Source organism: Streptomyces sp. NPDC086549, from assembly GCF_044746205.1.
In the GTDB taxonomy this organism is placed as follows: domain Bacteria; phylum Actinomycetota; class Actinomycetes; order Streptomycetales; family Streptomycetaceae; genus Streptomyces.
Window position 1 is genome coordinate 813,152 of sequence record NZ_JBIVBS010000002.1, and the last position, 15,980, is coordinate 829,131.

Genomic DNA, 15,980 nt, shown 5'->3' on the forward strand with positions numbered 1-15,980 from the left:
TCATCAGCCCAGGTGAGCGGGGTCATGGGGGTCCCCCCTGCTCGAAGAGCTTGGGGGGCGTGCCAGACCCCGCGTCTGCGGCATGATCCGCCGGACAGGCCCTAGCCTTCACCGACCGACTCGAACCGCCACCGGTGCACCGGCCGGGAGGCCAAGTCGGCCGGAGGTTCGGGGAGTTCGGGCAGGTCGGCGTCGTACGGGGCGTCCCACCACGTGATGACCAGGACCCGGTCCTGCGGGGCACGGAAGGTCTCCCGGCGGAGCGGGGAAGCGGACGACCGGGGCAGCTCCTGGGTCCGGGCCCAGGCCACGAGTTCCCCGCCCCGGCCCTCCGTCGCCCTCGCCTCCCACATCAGCGCGACGCTCACGAGTAGAGGTTCTCCTTGCTCACCTCGTGCACATGGTCGTGGGCGTGGAAGCTGCCCGGCACGTGCGGGTCCGTCACGGGCAGCGAGGAGTCCGCGGACAGGTCCCAGCTGGACGCCGCCCGCCCGCGCGCCACCATCTCCGCACCCAGTGCGGCCACCATCGCGCCGTTGTCCGTGCACAGCTTGGGGCGCGGCACGCGCAGCCGGATGCCCGCCGCCTCGCAGCGCTCCTTGGCCAGCGCCCGCAGCCGGGAGTTGGCGGCCACACCGCCGCCGATCATCAGGTGGTCCACGCCCTCGTCCTTGCAGGCGCGCACCGCCTTGCGGGTCAGGACATCGACGACCGCCTCCTGGAAGGAGGCTGCCACGTCGCGCACCGGCACCTCCTCGCCCGCCGCCCGCCTGGCCTCGATCCAGCGGGCCACGGCCGTCTTCAGGCCCGAGAAGGAGAAGTCGTACGCCGGGTCGCGCGGGCCCGTCAGGCCACGCGGGAACGCGATCGCCCCCGGGTCGCCCTCCTTCGCGTACCGGTCGATGACCGGGCCGCCGGGGAAGCCCAGATTCAGCACGCGCGCGATCTTGTCGAAGGCCTCGCCGGCCGCGTCGTCGATGGTGGAGCCCATCGGGCGGACGTCGGAGGTGATGTCTGTGGACAGCAGCAGCGAGGAGTGGCCGCCGCTCACCAGCAGCGCCATGGTCGGCTCCGGCAGCGCGCCGTGCTCCAGCTGGTCCACACAGATGTGAGAGGCGAGGTGGTTCACGCCGTAGAGGGGCTTGCCGAGGGCGTAGGCGTAGGCCTTCGCCGCCGACACGCCGACCAGGAGCGCGCCCGCCAGGCCCGGACCCGCCGTCACCGCGACGCCGTCCAGGTCCCTCGCGCTGATCCCCGCCTCCTTCAGCGCCCGGTCGATGGTCGGGACCATCGCCTCCAGATGCGCTCTGGACGCCACCTCGGGCACCACCCCGCCGAAGCGGGCGTGCTCGTCGACGCTGGAGGCCACGGCGTCCGCCAGCAGGGTGGTGCCACGGACGATGCCGACGCCGGTCTCGTCGCAGGAGGTCTCGATCCCCAGGACCAGCGGTTCGTCAGTCATTGATCTCGGTTCCTTGTACGGAGCTTGAACCCGTGGCGGAGCCGCCGTCGGATCCTGTGGTCAGTCGCATGACCAGGGCGTCGACGTTCCCCGGCTGGTAGTAGCCGCGCCGGAAGCCGATGGGCTCGAAGCCGTGGCGCTCGTACAGCTTCTGCGCCCGGATGTTGTCGACACGGCATTCGAGCATCACTTCGGTGCATTCGAAGGAGGTCGCCGCGCGGAGCAGGTCGATCAGCAGCACTCCGCCTAGACCGGTGCCCTGGTGGTCGCGGGCGACGGCGATGGTCTGGATGTCGGCCAGCTCACCCTGGGCGGCCAGGCCGGCGTAGCCGACGATCCGGTCGCCCTCGACGGCGACGACGTACCGGCGGCTGGCCTCAGAGCCCCGCGCGTGGGCCAGCTCGGACCAGAACATGCCGCGCGACCAGGCGTCCTCGGGGAAGAGGTCCTTCTCCAGCTCAAGGACGGAATCGATGTCCCACCAGCGCATCTCGCGCAGTCGGGGGGTTGCGGGCTCGGTCACTTCGGGGTGACCACCTTGTAGTTCTTGGGGACCTGGGCGTCGGGGCGGCGCAGGTACAGCGGCCGGGGTTCCGGGAGCTCCTCGCCCGCGGCCAGTCTCTCGGCGGCCAGTGAGGCGAGGGCGGCCGCGGAGACGTGCTCGGGCTCATGAACGTTCGGGAAGGCGTCGGGGTAGAGCAGCGCGCCCGCGCCCACGGCGGGGAGGCCCGCCACCCGGTCGGCGATGTCGGCGGGGCGGTCGACCGCCGGTTCCGTGAGCCGGGTGCGCGAGTCGGCGTACTCGGCCCAGTAGACCTCCTTGCGCCGGGCGTCGGTCGCCACGACGAAGGGGCCCTTCTCGATGTCGGAGGCGTAGGCGAGGCCGTCCAGCGTGCACACGCCGTGCACGGGGACGCCCAGCGCGAGCCCGAAGGTGTCGGCGGTCATCAGGCCGACGCGCAGCCCGGTGTAGGGGCCGGGCCCGATGCCGACGACGACCGCGGTGACGGCGTCCAGCTTGAGCCCTGCCTCGGCGAGCACGCGGTCGACGGCCGGCAGCAGCAGCTCGCCGTGCCGGCGCGCGTCCACCTGGCTGGACGAGGCGATGACGGCCTCACCGTCGTGCAGGGCGACGGTGACGGCGGGGGTGGCGGTATCCAGAGCGAGCAAGAGCACGCAAACAGCCTACGGCTCCCGCGCCGCTCGCACGGCCGCCCCGGTGGGGTGGTCACCGGCTGCTACCGTCTGCACGAAGTACGACATATGACGCGATGCAGAGGTGGGCGCACGTGGCAGGGACCAGCGCGGGAATCGTGGCCGGGCTCACCGCGGCGGCCGTCGGGGTGGTCGGATTCCTCACCTACCAGGCGTCGGCCACCGTCCCGGCCGGCCTCGGCGACAGGCCCCTGGCCAGCGCCTCGCCCGCACTGGCCGCCACCAAGGCACCCCGGGACAAAAGGCATCCCACCGCCCTGCCCAGCGGCTCCGGCACGGGTGAACGGGTCGTGTACTCGCTGGACGACGACCGTGTGTGGCTGGTCGGCGAGAACGGCAGGGTCCAGCGCACGTTCAAGGTGACCCCGGGCAGCGCCGACCCGCTCCCGGGCTCGTACGCGGTGACGTCCCGTTCGCACGCGGTCACCGGCACCGACGGCGTTCCCATCGAGCACGTCGTGCGCTTCACCAGCGTGGGTGAGGTGGTCGTCGGCTTCAGCGCCGCGATGGACCGTTCCGCGCCGGATCCCGATCTGTCCGTGAAGACGGGCGGCATCCGGGAGACACGCGCGGACGGGGACGACATGTGGAAGTTCGCGACGATCGGGGTGCGGGTCGTCGTGATCCGTTAGCCGTACGGCCCCGGCCAGGGCCAGACAGGGCCGGCCCTATGCCGCCGCGCGCTCTTCCCGCACCGGTTCGGGCTTCCGCGGCTCGGGGTCCCGCGGCGGTCTGGAGACCGCGTCCGCGGCCGCGCACGAGGCCAGCAGATCACGCACGGTCACCCCGGCAACCGGACGGGGCGGGGGCTGCACCCTGGGCTGAGAAGCGGACATGGACGCCTCCTGACGAGCGGGGGCGGGCGTAGTTAGGTACACCTAACTACCGGCTGGGTACCATGTGACCACGCCTGCTACGTCGAGCGCAACATCTTGCCGACGGCTTGTCGGAATCTTGTCGGGCCGGTCTTCCTGGGGCGGCTGGGCTTCTCGGCGGCTGGGGCTTCCGGGCCACTTAGGCCTCCGGAGCACTTGAGCCTCCAGACCGCCGGGGCTTCCGGGCCGCTCGGGCCTCCAAGCCACGGGGATTTCTGGGCCGCTCGGGCCTCCGGGCCACTGGGGCCACCAGGGCTGCCGGACCACCGGGGCTCCCGAGCCGCTCAGGCCTCCGGGCCTCCGGGCCACTGGGCCTCCGGGCCACTGGGGCCACTGGGGCCACTGGGGCCACTGGGGCTGCCGGACCACCGGAGCTGCCGAGCCGCTCAGGCCTCCGGGCCAACGGGGCCCCCAGGCCGCTCAGGCCTCCGGGCCACCGGGCCTCCCGGGCCGCTCAGGCCTCCGGGCCTCCGGGCCACCGGGCCTCCCGGGCCGCTCAGGCCCCAGGCCGCTCAGGCCCCAGGCCGCTCAAGCCTCCGGGCCACCGGGGCTCCCGAGCCGCTCAGGCCTCCAGGCCACCGAGACTTCTGGACCACTCAGGCCATCGGGCCACCGAGGGCCCCAGGCCGCTCAGGCCACCGGGCCACCGAGGGCCCCAGGCCGCTCAGGCCACCGGGCCACCGAGGCCCCCAGGCCGCTCAGGCCACCGAGGCTCCCGGACCACCGGAGCTCCCCGGCCGCTCGGGCCCCCAGGCCGCTCAGGCTTCCGGACCACTCGGCCCCGCGCCACTCAGCCCCCGGACCACTCAGGCCGACAGCACTCCGAGGTCCACGTCCGCCCACCGCTCGCCGAGCCCGGCGATCGTCACGTGCCGCACCTCGTCGGTGGTGTCGCCGACGGCCCGGTGGATCATGAGCTGCAGGCGGTCGTCGGTCAGCTCCTCGACCTTGCCCTCACCCCACTCCACGACGATCACCGAGTCGGGCAGCGACACGTCGAGGTCCAGGTCCTCCATCTCGTCCAGCCCGCCGGAAAGCCGGTACGCGTCGACGTGGACGAGCGGCGGGCCGTCGACCAGGGACGGGTGCACCCGGGCGATCACGAAGGTCGGCGAGGTGACCGCGCCCCGCACGCCGAGCCCCTCGCCGAGCCCGCGGGTGAGCGTCGTCTTGCCCGAGCCGAGCTCCCCGCTGAGCATCACGAGGTCGCCCGAGCGCAGCAGCTTGGCCAGACGGCGGCCCAGCTCCCGCATCTGCTCGGGGGCGTTGATGATCAGCTCGGTCTCAGCCGGGTTGCGCGGCGCTGGTGCTTCCATAGCCACTTACGGTAGCCCCTGCGGGCACGGCACCCGCGCGGGTGAGCAGGTCGGCGAGGCGGTCGGTGACCACTTCCGGGTGTTCCAGCATGACCAGGTGCCCGGCGTCCGGGACAAGGACCAGCTCCGCGTCGGGCAGCAGGTCGGCGATGACCTCGCTGTGCTCGCTGGGCGTGACGAGATCCTGGACCCCGGCCAGCACAAGTACCGGCATGTCCGCGAACCGGGCCAGGGCGTCGGTCTTGTCGTGGTCGGAGAAGGCCGGGTAGAACTCGGCGACCACGTCGATCGGGGTGGACTCGATCATCCGCTCGGCGAACCGCTCGACCGCCGGGTCGACGTCCCGGCCCGCGAACGAGTACCGCTTGATCACCCCGGCGAACAGGTCGGCCGTGGCCCGGCGCCCCTTCTCCACCAGCGCCGCCTGCTGTCCGAGCGCCTTCAGCACTCCGGGCAGGATCCGGCGCACCGCGTTGACGCCGGCGAGCGGCAGCCCGAAGTTGACCTCGCCGAGCCGCCCCGAGGACGTGCCGACGAGGGCGGTGGCGACGACCCGGTCACGGATCAGCTCGGGGTACTGGGCGGCCAGCGCCATGATCGTCATGCCACCCATGGAGTGCCCGACCAGCACGATCTGCCCGTCGGGCACGGCCGCGTCGAGGACGGCCTTGAGGTCGCGTCCGAGCTGGTCGATGGTGACCGGCACGCCGTCCCGGAGCTGGGACACGCCCCGTCCGGACCGCCCGTGGCTGCGCTGGTCCCAGTGCACGGTCCGTACGACGCCCCGCAGCGCCGCGCGCTGGAAGTGCCAGGAGTCCTGGCTGAGGCAGTAGCCGTGGCTGAAGACCACGGTGACCGGGGCGGGCGCCTTGCGGCCGAAGAGCCGGCGCCGCCGGGGCGCCGGTCCGCCCTCGGGCTCGACGTCGTCGACCTCGTAGTACAGCTCGGTGCCGTCGTCCGCGATCGCCTTGCCCGGCGTGCCGCGCAGTGCGCCGTACGGCCCCGCCGAGTCCAGTGCCAGCCGGGCCTTCCTGCGCATCCCGCGGCCCACGGTCATCCGCTCGATCGCGACACCGGCGGCCGCGCCCGCGGCGAGCACACCTATCGCGGTGCCGGCGATGCCGGTCGCCCTGCGCCAGCTCCCGGCCGCCCCCGCGGCGGAGGCGACGACCGCCGCGGCGGCGTCCGTGACGGCCTCCGCACTGCTCTCGCTCACGTACCGCTCCTCTTCGCCGTGCTTCGCCGTACTTCGCCGTACTGCAGTTCGCTGGGTGATGCGGGTGTAGCTGTTGCCGTTACTGGTCCTACGGATGTTGCCGGTGTTGCCCGTGTTGCCGGTGTCGCGGGTGCTGCCGTCTGTAACAGGTCTAACCGGTGCAACCGGAACAGGTCTAACCGGTGCAACCGGCGTGTCGCCGGTACCGGCCCCCCGCGCGGCTTACGCGTTCTGCCTGTCTTGTTCCCCGTTCACATAGACGCGAGGAACACGCGATCCGATCCGCGTGACGATTTCGTATGCGATCGTGCCCGAGGCCTGCGCCCAGTCCTCGGCGGTGGGCTCGCCGCGGTCGCCCGGCCCGAAGAGGACCGCCTCGGAGCCGACCTCGGGCTCGTCCCCGCCCAGATCGACCACGAACTGATCCATCGCGACCCGCCCCGCGACCGTGCGCCACTTGCCGCCGACCAGGACCGGGCCGGTCCCTGAGGCGTGCCGCGGGATGCCGTCCGCGTAGCCGACGGGCACCAGGCCGAGGGTCGTCTCGCCCGCGGTGATGTGGTGATGCCCGTAACTGACGCCGTGACCCCCCGGAACGTGCTTCACCAGCGCCAGCGACGCCGACAGCGTCATCACCGGACGCAGGCCGAAGTCGGCCGGGGTGCCGATCTCGGGGCTGGGCGAGACGCCGTACATGGCGATCCCGGTCCGTACGAGGTCGAAGTGGGCCTCGGGAAGGGTGAGCGTGGCCGGGGAGTTGGCGATGTGCCGCACCTCGGGACGGACGCCCTGCTCCTCGGCGTACGCCACCATCTCCCGGAAGAGGGTGAGCTGGGCGGCGATGGAGGGATGCCCCGGCTCGTCGGCGCAGGCGAAGTGGGACCACAGCCCGGTGACCCGGACGAGCCCCTCGCGCTCGGCGCTCAGCGCCGCGCCGACCAGTTCGGCCCAGTCCGCGCCGGGCTGGCAGCCGTTGCGCCCGAGCCCGGTGTCGGCCTTGAGCTGCACGCGCGCGGGGACACCGGCGGCACGGGCCGCCTCGGTGACCTCCCGCAGGGCCCACATGCCGCTGACGGACACGTCCACGTCCGCCTCGATCGCCGCCCGCCAGGGCCCGCCCGGGCTCCACAGCCAGCACATGACGCGCACGTGCGGCGGCAGCCCGGCGTCGGCGCGCAGCGCGAGGGCCTCCTCCGGGGTGGCCGTGCCGACCCAGGTGGCGCCCGCCTCGACGGCCGCGCGGGCACACTGAACCGCCCCGTGTCCGTACGCCTCGGACTTCACCACGGCCATCAGAGCCGCGCCCGGCGCCAGGGCGCGCAGGGTCCGCACGTTGGCCCGCAGGGCGGCCAGGTCGATCTCGGCGCGGGCGCGCAGGGGCGCGGTCGGCGCAGGTGCTGTCTTACTCATCGCGCCCCCAGTGTCTCAGAGGCCTGTGACAGCCCCGGCTCGCAGGCCCTACGTGCCCGGCCGGCGGCCCCACACGTACACCCGGTCGTTCTTCTTCAGCACGTTCCACAGCTTGCGCGCGTCGGGGAGTGTGAGGTTGACGCAGCCCCAGGAGCCGACGGTGGTGTAGATGCTGCCGTAGACGGCGTGGAAGGCCTGTCCGCCACTGAAGAACTGGGCATAGGGCATGGGCTGGTTGTAGAGCGTCGACCAGTGGTTCTTGTGCTTCCAGTAGATCGTGTGCCATCCGCTCCTGGTCCGGTACCCGGCCCGCCCGCTGCGCATCGGCACCGGTCCGAAGACCACCTTGCGGCCCTTCTGCACCCAGGTCAGCTGCCGGCTGAGGTCGACGCAGGCGACACGGTATGTCCGTGCGGGGCACTTCTTGGCCGCGTTCGGGTTCTTCCGTGCCGAAATCAGCATCATCCGGGCCCAGGTGACGGGTCCGGCGAAACCGATCGCGGGCTTGATCTTGTACTTCTCCTGAAAGGCCCGGATGGCCTTGCAGTCCGCCGCGGACTGCTTGCCGTCCACCTTCCGCTTCAGCCACCGCTCCACCTGGCGCTGGTAGGGCCCGGCCTGCTTGCTGCAGCTCACCCTGGTGACGGCGTCGGCCGGCGGGACGTACTCGATGAGGTCGTACGCCCCCTTCGGCGCGTCCCGCGGCTCGACGGTGTGCTCCTTCTTGCTGGGCCTGTACACCTTCGGCGGCAGCATCTGGTCGTGCGTGTCGAACTGCCAGGGCTGCGACGGCCTCGGCGGCACACCGGGCACCAGCCCGGTCTCCGGGCCGCCTGACGCCGGGGCCCCGGAGGTCCCGGAGGTGCCGGCCGCGGCGGTCCCGGCGACAGGGAGAGCGGTCGCCGCCGCGAGCAGCACGGCGATGCCCCGGTGTTTGATACGCCCACCGGGCTCGGTGCGTCTGCAGATCATGCGATCAGACAAACGTGCCGCGACTCCGAATCCCGGGAGCCGCGCGGTCACGCCACCCGAGGGTCACCCGACGGGTTGACCCCGCTTCGGTCACCCGACGGGCTGCCCCCCGCTTCGGTCACCCGACAGGCCCCCGCTTCAGTCCCGCACGTCTCGCCAGGCCTCCGGAATCGCCTCCGCCACGTCGTGCGCTCCGGCCGGCGCCCCGTCCGCCGCGTACCGCCCGGCCAGCCCGTGCAGATACGCCGCCGCGCTGCCCGCGTCCAGCGCGGAGAGCCCGGCCGCGAGCAACGAGCCCGCCAGCCCGGACAGCACGTCCCCGCTCCCGGCCGTGGCGAGCCAGGAGGTCCCGGTCGCGTTCACCCGTACGGCCCCGCCGGCCGAGTCGGCCACCAAGGTCGTCGACCCTTTCAGCAGCACGGTCGCGCCATAGCGCCCGGCGAGTTCCCGGACCGCCCCCAGCCGGCCCGCCTCGACTTCCTCCCGCGAGACACCGAGCAGCGCCGCGGCCTCCCCGGCGTGCGGGGTCATCAGCGTCGGCGCCGTGCGCCCCCGCACCGCGTTCCGGTCCGCCAGCCGCAGCCCGTCCGCGTCGACCAGCACGGGCACGTCCTCCCGCAGCACCTCCGCCACGGTCGCCGCGTCGTCCCCGGCCCCCGGCCCCACGACCCAGGCCTGCACCCGCCCCGCCTTGTGCGGCCCCCGGTCGGAGACCAGCGTCTCGGGGAAGCGCGCGATCACCGCGTCGCCCGCCGGACCGACGTACCGTACGGCCCCCGCCCCGCCCCGCAACGCCCCGGCGACGGCGAGCACGGCCGCGCCCGGATACCGCGCCGACCCGGCGGCGACCCCGACGACCCCCCGCCGGTACTTGTCGCTCTCCGCAGCCGGCAGCGGCAGCAGCCGGGCCACGTCCGAGTGCTGCAACGCCTCCAGCTCGGCCCCGGCGGGCAGTTCGAGCCCGATGTCGACCAGCCGCACCGACCCGGCGAACTCCCGCGCCGGATCGACCAGCAGCCCCGGCTTGTGGGTCCCGAAGGTCACCGTGAGATCGGCCCGGACGGCAGCGCCCCGCACCTCCCCCGTGTCCGCCTCGACGCCACTGGGCAGGTCAACGGCGACGACGGCGACCCGGGACCGCCCGGCCGCGGCGGCCAGCGCGGCCGCCTCCGGCCGCAGCCCGCCCTTCCCGCCGATCCCGACGATGCCGTCGACGACGAGATCGGCTCGCTCGACGATCCCTTCGGCGATCCCCTCGTCAATCCCCTCGGCGGCATCGGACCGGACGACCGAGCCACCCGCCCTCCGCAGAGCCGCGAGCCCGCCGGGATGGGTGCGGTCGGGGGAGAGCAGTACGGCGGTCACCCCGGCCCCGCGCCGCGCGAGCCGGGCCCCGGCGTACAGGGCATCACCCCCGTTGTCCCCGCTCCCCACGAGCAGCACGACCCGGCTGCCGTAGACCCGCCCGAGCAAGTCGGCGCAGGCGGCGGCCAGTCCGGCGGCGGCACGCTGCATCAGGGCGCCCTCCGGAAGCCGGGCCATCAGCTCACGCTCAGCCGCCCGCACCGTCTCCACGCTGTACGCAGTCCGCATGCGGTCGAGTCTCCCCCGAAAGCCCCGGGAACCGCACCCGTTCACCCGGTCGGCTCACCCTTCGGCGACGACCACCGCCGACGCCACCCCCGCGTCATGGCTCAGCGAGACGTGCCACGACTGCACACCGAGCTCGGCGGCACGCGCCGCCACCGTCCCCTTCACCCGCAACCGCGGCTGCCCACTGTCCTCGACGTACACCTCGGCGTCGACCCAGTGCAGCCCCGGCGGGGCCCCGAGGGCCTTGGCGAGCGCCTCCTTCGCCGCGAACCGCGCCGCGAGCGAGGCGATACCCCGCCGCTCGCCGCTGGGCAGATACAACTCGCCCTCCACGAAGAGCCGGTCGGCCAGCCCGGGAGTACGGTCCAAGGACGCCCGGAACCGATCGATCTCGGCCACGTCGATGCCAACCCCGATGATGCTCATCCAGGCACTCTACGATCCGCCTGACGACCGCGGGCTCGGCTCCCCGGCGACCGGATCGGCCTGGTCGGCCAACGCTCAGGCCTGTTCAGAACTGGATCCCGGAACGTCCGGGTCCTCGGCGAACAGATCCTCGGCCCGCTCGACCGTGCGGGAACGCTCCAGCCAGGCGTCCATGCGGTCGAGATCGGTGCAGGTGGTGATGCGCTCGCGCACACTGTCCGATACGGGGATGCCCCGCACCTCCAGCACGGACAGGATGCCCTTGGCCTCGCCCTCTGCCCTGCCCTCTGCCCTGCCTTCGACTCTGCCTTCTGTCTTGCCTTCTGTCTTGCCCTCCAGGTAGGCGGTTTCGCGGACCGTCCCCCGGCCGGGGAAGTAGCTGACGAACGACATGATTTCCTTCAGTTTCTGTCCGGCTGGGCTGTTACCCAGGCTGATTTCCAGGAAGTCGAAGAAGTAGTCGGCGGTCTCGGGGTCTGTTTCCCGGATCTCCTGAAGGGCGGCTGTGATTGCCCTCAGTATGGCCTCACAGTCGGCGCTGCGGGCGTGTGCCAGGGCGGAGAACACCGCCCGTGCGAGGTTCTTCGCCGCGGCCCTGACGTCAGTGATCTTCGGCAGATTGTCCGGCCCGGCGACCAGCGGATACGTCCGCTGGGCCGTCCAGCCGCGCGCGCCGCAGTCGAATGGGCCGGTCGCCCACTTGGCCGTGGCCCTGTCCTGGACGACCACGAGAAGCAGCACGGGCAGGCGGTACTTCGCCTGGAGGTAGGCGACGTAGTACGCCCAACTCGACGCTTTTCCCTCGTCTTTGCCCGACTGCGACTCGATGGCGAGCAGGAAGTCCTCACCGTCGGACGGACCGACACGCAGCACGGTGTCCACGCGTCGCTCCAGTGGCCGGGCCTCCGTCACGTCCGTGGTGACGGCGTCCACGGTCGCCTTTGCGGATAACCGGACGCCCAGCAGCCCAAACACGGGAGTCAGGATCTCGGGCCGCTCCTGAAAGATGCGGTGCATGCCCTCGTGAGCTGATGTGACCATGTGCGAAACCTAAGTAGATCAAGGGACGGACTGTCCGGACGATCGTGAGGCGTTCACTCTTGCGAGTGGCGAAAAATCGTTCAGGCCGCCGCGGTAAGTTCGCACCACACGTACTTGCCCCGGTTGCCGAACCTGGACAGCGGCTGCCAGCCCCAGAGGTCGGAGCAGGCCCGCACCAGGGCCAGACCCCGGCCGTCTTCCAGGTCGAGGAGTTGGCCGGGCGGCCGTGGGGGCTCGGGCGGTTCCGGGTCGGAGTCCCACGCACCGATCCGCAGCACCCCGGGCGGCGCCCAGCGGACGCGCAGGGCAGCGGGTCCTTTGGTGTGGCGTACGGCGTTGCTCACCAGTTCCGCCGCGAGAAGTTCGGCGGTGTCGACGAGCCCGATCAGGCCGTGCATGGTAAGGATCAGCCGGAGGGTGCGGCGGCTGACGGTGACGGCTCGGAGGTCGTTCGGGATGTAGAGGGAGTACTCCCAGGGTTCGGATTCGTTTTCGGGCATGCGTCAGCTCCGGTTCTTCGGTGGTGGGGAGTTGCGGTTCGCGGGCGGTGGCATTGCCGCAGCCGTCATGGCAGGACGGAGTGGTGCGCTTCCGGCGCCCCGAAGTTCCGCAGCGTGTTCGTCGCGTCACCGACGGTAGACCTTAGATTTAAGAAACGGCAAGCCGGTCGCGTAATCTGCGCCTGAACGAGTAACCCTCAAGGGCCTGTTGGACCAAGGAGCAGTCGATGGGGACCAAGCGCGAACCAACAGGACGACAGTTGCGCCTGGCGGTCGAACTGCGCAGACTCCGCGAGGCCTCGGGCCTCAGCGCACGCGAGGCGGCAGCCCTCCTCGGCGTGAACTCCGTTCAGATCAGCCAGATCGAATCAGGCGTCTCAGGCGTGAGTGAGCAGCGCCTCCGTCGCCTCGCGGCTCACTTCGCCTGCACGGACACCGAGTTCATCGACGCGCTCGTCGCAATGGCCACCGATCGGGCGCGTGGATGGTGGGAGGAGTACCGAGGCCTCCTGCCCACGTCATTCCTGGACTTGTCCGAGCTGGAGCGCCATGCCACCTACCGATGGGACGTGGACTTCCTGCATGTCCCAGGCCTCCTCCAGACCGAGGACTACGCGCGAGCCCTCTTCTCGCGCCGGGTTCCAGAACCCCATGAGAGCGAGCTGGAGTTGCGCGTCCGCCATCGAATGGAGCGGCGAGTCATCATCGGGGGCGCACAGCCGATCCCGTACGAAGCACTGGTCCACGAGGCGGCATTGCGGATCAGGGTCGGCGGCCGCGCCACCTCATTGGCTCAGCTCGCCCACATCCTGGAGCTCTCCGAAGCAGACCACATCACCGTCCGCGTCATCCCTTTCGAGCTGGACGACTTCGCCGACATCACGGCCGCCATGGTCTACGCCGGTGGCTCCGTCCCGAAGCTCGACACTGTCGTACGCGATGGCCCTCACGGCACGCTCTTCATCGACTCCGAAGCCCAACTGGGTGTATTCCGAACACTTTTCCGTAGAGTGGAGGCGGTGTCGCTCACACCCGAACGATCACGCGACTTCATCCACAGGCTGGCCAAGGAATCGTGAGGCGCCCCGATGTCTACCCCTGACAACTGGCAGAAGTCGTCCTACTCCGGCAGCGGCGACGGCAACGCCTGCGTGGAAATCGCGCATCGCCACACCCATATAGCAATCCGCGATTCCAAGGCCCTGGCTGGGGCAAGCCTCTCCTTCCCGAGCAGATCCTTCGCCTCCTTCCTCGACGCCCTCAAGTCAGCGCACTTCACCCGATGACCTCCGACAACTGGCGGAAGTCGTCCTACTCCGGCGAGGGCGACGGCAACAACTGCGTGGAGATCGCGAACTCACCCACCCACGTAGCCGTCCGCGACACGAAGGCCCCGGCCAGGGCAACACTCACCTTCCCGACCGGAGCCTTCGCAGCCTTCGTCAACGGCGTGAAGGGCTACTCCACCGTCACCGACTTCGCCAGGTTCCGAGGCTGATCCACCTCGTTGCCCCGGGCGGTAGCCAACTCGCACGCGAAGACCTGCAACGGCACCGTCGCCACCAGCGGCTGAAGCAGCGTCGGCGTCGCCGGGATGCGGATCAGGTGATCCGCGTACGGGGCCACCGCCTCGTCCCCCTCCTCCGCGATCACGATCGTGCGGGCACCCCTCGCCCGGATCTCCTGGATGTTGGAGACGATCTTGTCGTGGAGGACGGACCGGCCGCGCGGTGACGGGACGACGACCACCACCGGGAGGTCCTCCTCGATCAGGGCGATCGGTCCGTGCTTCAGCTCGCCCGCCGCGAAGCCCTCGGCGTGCATGTAGGCGAGTTCCTTGAGCTTGAGGGCGCCCTCCAGCGCCACCGGATAGCCCACGTGCCGGCCCAGGAACAGCACCGTTTTCTTGGAGGCGAGCGTGCGGGCCAGCGCGCGTACCGGCTCCATGGTCTCCAGGACCCTCTCGACCTCGCACGAGATCTTCGACAGGTCCCGGATCACGGCCCCGATCTCATCGCCCCACTTGGTGCCGCGCACCTGCCCGAGGTACAGCGCGACCAGATAGCAGGCCACCAACTGGGTCAGGAACGCCTTGGTCGAGGCGACCGCGACCTCCGGCCCGGCGTGCGTGTACAGCACCGCGTCCGACTCGCGCGGGATCGTCGAACCGTTGGTGTTGCAGATCGCCAGCACCTTGGAGCCCTGTTCGCGGGCGTGCCTCAGGGCCATCAGGGTGTCCATGGTCTCGCCGGACTGCGAGATGGCGATGACCAGGCTGCGGGAGTCGAGGATCGGGTCCCGGTAGCGGAACTCGCTGGCCAGTTCCACCTCGCACGGGATACGCGTCCAGTGCTCGATGGCGTACTTGGCGATCAGCCCCGCGTGGAAGGCCGTACCGCACGCGACGATGACGACCTTGTCCACCTCACGCAGTTCGGCGGCGCTGATGCGGACCTCGTCCAGGGTCAGCGAGCCGGCCGCGTCGATGCGGCCCAGGAGCGTATCGGCGACCGCCTTGGGCTGCTCGGCGATCTCCTTGAGCATGAAATAGTCATAACCCCCCTTTTCCGCTGCCGACGCGTCCCAGTCGACGTGGTAGGAGCGCACCTCGGCCGGACGGCCGTCGAAGCCTGTGACCGTCACGCCGTCCCGGCGCAGCTCCACCACCTGGTCCTGGCCCAGCTCGATCGCCGACCGCGTGTGGTCGATGAACGCGGTGACGTCCGAGGCGAGAAAGGCCTCGCCCTCTCCAACGCCCACCACCAGCGGGGAGTTCCGCCGCGCGCCGACGACCACTCCGGGCTCGTCGGCATGCACCGCGACCAGCGTGAACGCGCCCTCCAGCCGCCGGCACACCAGCCGCATCGCCTCCGCGAGGTCCGAGGTGAGGGAGAACTCCTCGGCGAGCAGATGGGCGACCACCTCGGTGTCCGTCTCGGAGGCCAGCTCGTGCCCCCGCTCAGCCAACTCGGCCCGCAGCGGCGCGAAGTTCTCGATGATCCCGTTGTGCACGACGGCGACCCGGCCCGCGTTGTCCAGGTGCGGGTGTGCGTTCGCGTCGGTCGGACCGCCGTGCGTGGCCCAGCGGGTGTGTCCGATACCGGTCGTACCGCTCGGCAGCGGCCGTTCGACCAGCTCCTTCTCCAGATTGACCAGCTTCCCGGCCTTCTTCGCGGCGGCAAGACCACCGTCCGCCAGCACGGCGACGCCCCCCGAGTCGTACCCCCGGTACTCCAGCCGTTTCAGCCCGGCCATCACGACATCGAGCGCCGACTGCGCCCCCACGTATCCCACGATTCCGCACATGTGCCGCAGCCTATGGGCCGACGCCGGTGTGAAAGTAGCCGCCGCGTGCCCGAAATCGGAAATTACCACCGTCGTACGACCGCTTCCGGAAAGTGGCTGCGCCCGCTCGCCAAGGATAGAAATTCAGCCACTTTTGTTCACGGGATCCACACCACCAAGCCTCTCGCGAACACAGGAAGCGCACAGGATCCCCATGCAAGAGGGGGACTTGGAGACTTGGACCACAAGCTACCGAACGGTAGGAAGTTTCACGCCAGCACCCTCCCCACGCGAAACAAACACCTGTACGACCGGGGTTGCGCCTACGTAATGTGGCCGCCGAGCGTGACGGAACCTGACCATTCCGCATGCGCGCACAGCAGTAGCGACCGGGGGAACGCCGTCGCTCACGGGGAGGGGGTGCATCGCCATGCCGTCATACCGGCCGTACGCATGCGTCAAGCCGTCCGGACGCCTGAGTTCCTGAGCCCTCATCAGGACCACCGCTGCCCTACCCCTTCGGCCGCTCTTCCGGCACCCCTCTGAAGGCAGAAAGGGATGCTTTCTTGCACCACAGACCGTGGTTCCGGCTGCCCGGAACACGAAGATCACAAAAGCTCACCTCCGCCGTCACCTCAGTCGCCGCCCTGACCGTCCTGGCCGGTCTCG

The 15,980-nt window shown here is 71.0% G+C and carries 18 protein-coding genes; 4 read left to right on the top strand and 14 right to left on the bottom strand.

The features are described 5' to 3' along the window. Positions 1 to 101 precede the first annotated feature (101 nt). From ACIPSA_RS10345 to tsaB, 4 genes are read right to left on the bottom strand one after another with little or no spacing between them, the layout of a single operon-like run. A complete protein-coding gene (locus ACIPSA_RS10345; RefSeq protein WP_402631394.1) occupies positions 102 to 368 on the bottom strand; it encodes a hypothetical protein in 267 nt (88 codons plus the stop codon). Beyond that, entirely contained in the window at positions 365 to 1,462 is a 1,098-nt protein-coding gene (gene tsaD, locus ACIPSA_RS10350; protein WP_402631397.1) for a tRNA (adenosine(37)-N6)-threonylcarbamoyltransferase complex transferase subunit TsaD, read from the bottom strand. Before tsaD ends, ACIPSA_RS10345 begins: the two co-directional genes overlap by 4 nt. Further along, a complete protein-coding gene (rimI, locus tag ACIPSA_RS10355) occupies positions 1,455 to 1,952 on the bottom strand; it encodes a ribosomal protein S18-alanine N-acetyltransferase (RefSeq protein ID WP_402631754.1) in 498 nt (165 codons plus the stop codon). The genes tsaD and rimI overlap by 8 nt, the downstream gene beginning before the upstream one ends. 29 nt (positions 1,953 to 1,981) lie before the next feature. Next, on the bottom strand, positions 1,982 to 2,638 hold the full coding sequence (tsaB, locus tag ACIPSA_RS10360; protein ID WP_402631400.1) for a tRNA (adenosine(37)-N6)-threonylcarbamoyltransferase complex dimerization subunit type 1 TsaB: 657 nt from the start codon (positions 2,636 to 2,638) through the stop codon (positions 1,982 to 1,984). A 113-nt stretch (positions 2,639 to 2,751) separates the two neighbouring features. On the opposite strand from tsaB, the gene ACIPSA_RS10365 reads away from it, so the two are divergent. Further along, positions 2,752 to 3,309, top strand: a complete 558-nt coding sequence (locus ACIPSA_RS10365) for a hypothetical protein (RefSeq protein ID WP_402631403.1) — start codon at positions 2,752 to 2,754, stop codon at positions 3,307 to 3,309. 36 nt (positions 3,310 to 3,345) lie between these two features. On the opposite strand, the gene ACIPSA_RS10370 is transcribed toward ACIPSA_RS10365, so the two are convergent. From ACIPSA_RS10370 to ACIPSA_RS10410, 9 genes are all read right to left on the bottom strand, one after another. Continuing rightward, positions 3,346 to 3,513, bottom strand: a complete 168-nt coding sequence (locus ACIPSA_RS10370) for a hypothetical protein (protein ID WP_402631405.1) — start codon at positions 3,511 to 3,513, stop codon at positions 3,346 to 3,348. An 845-nt stretch (positions 3,514 to 4,358) separates the two neighbouring features. Continuing rightward, the gene (gene tsaE, locus ACIPSA_RS10375) at positions 4,359 to 4,868 is read right to left on the bottom strand and encodes a tRNA (adenosine(37)-N6)-threonylcarbamoyltransferase complex ATPase subunit type 1 TsaE (protein ID WP_402631408.1); all 510 of its coding nucleotides are present in this window, start codon (positions 4,866 to 4,868) and stop codon (positions 4,359 to 4,361) included. Continuing rightward, positions 4,837 to 6,084, bottom strand: a complete 1,248-nt coding sequence (locus ACIPSA_RS10380; protein ID WP_402631411.1) for an alpha/beta fold hydrolase — start codon at positions 6,082 to 6,084, stop codon at positions 4,837 to 4,839. Before ACIPSA_RS10380 ends, tsaE begins: the two co-directional genes overlap by 32 nt. 222 nt (positions 6,085 to 6,306) lie before the next feature. Then, on the bottom strand, positions 6,307 to 7,494 hold the full coding sequence (gene alr / locus ACIPSA_RS10385; protein ID WP_402631414.1) for an alanine racemase: 1,188 nt from the start codon (positions 7,492 to 7,494) through the stop codon (positions 6,307 to 6,309). Between the two features lie 48 nt (positions 7,495 to 7,542). Continuing rightward, complete coding sequence (locus tag ACIPSA_RS10390) at positions 7,543 to 8,466, bottom strand: L,D-transpeptidase family protein (RefSeq protein WP_402631417.1); 924 nt, start codon at positions 8,464 to 8,466, stop codon at positions 7,543 to 7,545. 138 nt (positions 8,467 to 8,604) lie between these two features. Further along, positions 8,605 to 10,059 (bottom strand): NAD(P)H-hydrate dehydratase, encoded by a 1,455-nt coding sequence (locus ACIPSA_RS10395; RefSeq protein WP_402631420.1) that lies wholly within the window; start codon positions 10,057 to 10,059, stop codon positions 8,605 to 8,607. A 54-nt stretch (positions 10,060 to 10,113) separates the two neighbouring features. Next, complete coding sequence (locus ACIPSA_RS10400; protein WP_402631423.1) at positions 10,114 to 10,485, bottom strand: holo-ACP synthase; 372 nt, start codon at positions 10,483 to 10,485, stop codon at positions 10,114 to 10,116. Between the two features lie 75 nt (positions 10,486 to 10,560). Continuing rightward, positions 10,561 to 11,526 (bottom strand): hypothetical protein, encoded by a 966-nt coding sequence (locus ACIPSA_RS10405; RefSeq protein WP_402631425.1) that lies wholly within the window; start codon positions 11,524 to 11,526, stop codon positions 10,561 to 10,563. Positions 11,527 to 11,606: 80 nt separating this feature from the next. After that, positions 11,607 to 12,026, bottom strand: coding sequence for an ATP-binding protein (locus tag ACIPSA_RS10410; RefSeq protein ID WP_402631428.1), 420 nt, complete (start codon positions 12,024 to 12,026; stop codon positions 11,607 to 11,609). A gap of 227 nt (positions 12,027 to 12,253) precedes the next feature. Between ACIPSA_RS10410 and ACIPSA_RS10415 the strand changes: the two genes are divergently transcribed. From ACIPSA_RS10415 to ACIPSA_RS10425, 3 genes are read left to right on the top strand one after another with little or no spacing between them, the layout of a single operon-like run. Next, positions 12,254 to 13,105 (top strand): helix-turn-helix domain-containing protein, encoded by an 852-nt coding sequence (locus ACIPSA_RS10415; protein ID WP_402631431.1) that lies wholly within the window; start codon positions 12,254 to 12,256, stop codon positions 13,103 to 13,105. Between the two features lie 9 nt (positions 13,106 to 13,114). Next, complete coding sequence (locus tag ACIPSA_RS10420) at positions 13,115 to 13,312, top strand: DUF397 domain-containing protein (RefSeq protein ID WP_402631434.1); 198 nt, start codon at positions 13,115 to 13,117, stop codon at positions 13,310 to 13,312. Beyond that, a complete protein-coding gene (locus tag ACIPSA_RS10425; protein WP_402631437.1) occupies positions 13,309 to 13,524 on the top strand; it encodes a DUF397 domain-containing protein in 216 nt (71 codons plus the stop codon). Before ACIPSA_RS10420 ends, ACIPSA_RS10425 begins: the two co-directional genes overlap by 4 nt. Here ACIPSA_RS10425 and glmS read toward each other — a convergent pair. Further along, positions 13,485 to 15,332, bottom strand: a complete 1,848-nt coding sequence (glmS, locus tag ACIPSA_RS10430; RefSeq protein ID WP_402631440.1) for a glutamine--fructose-6-phosphate transaminase (isomerizing) — start codon at positions 15,330 to 15,332, stop codon at positions 13,485 to 13,487. The two genes, ACIPSA_RS10425 and glmS, sit on opposite strands and share 40 nt — an antisense overlap. Positions 15,333 to 15,980: the final 648 nt, after the last annotated feature.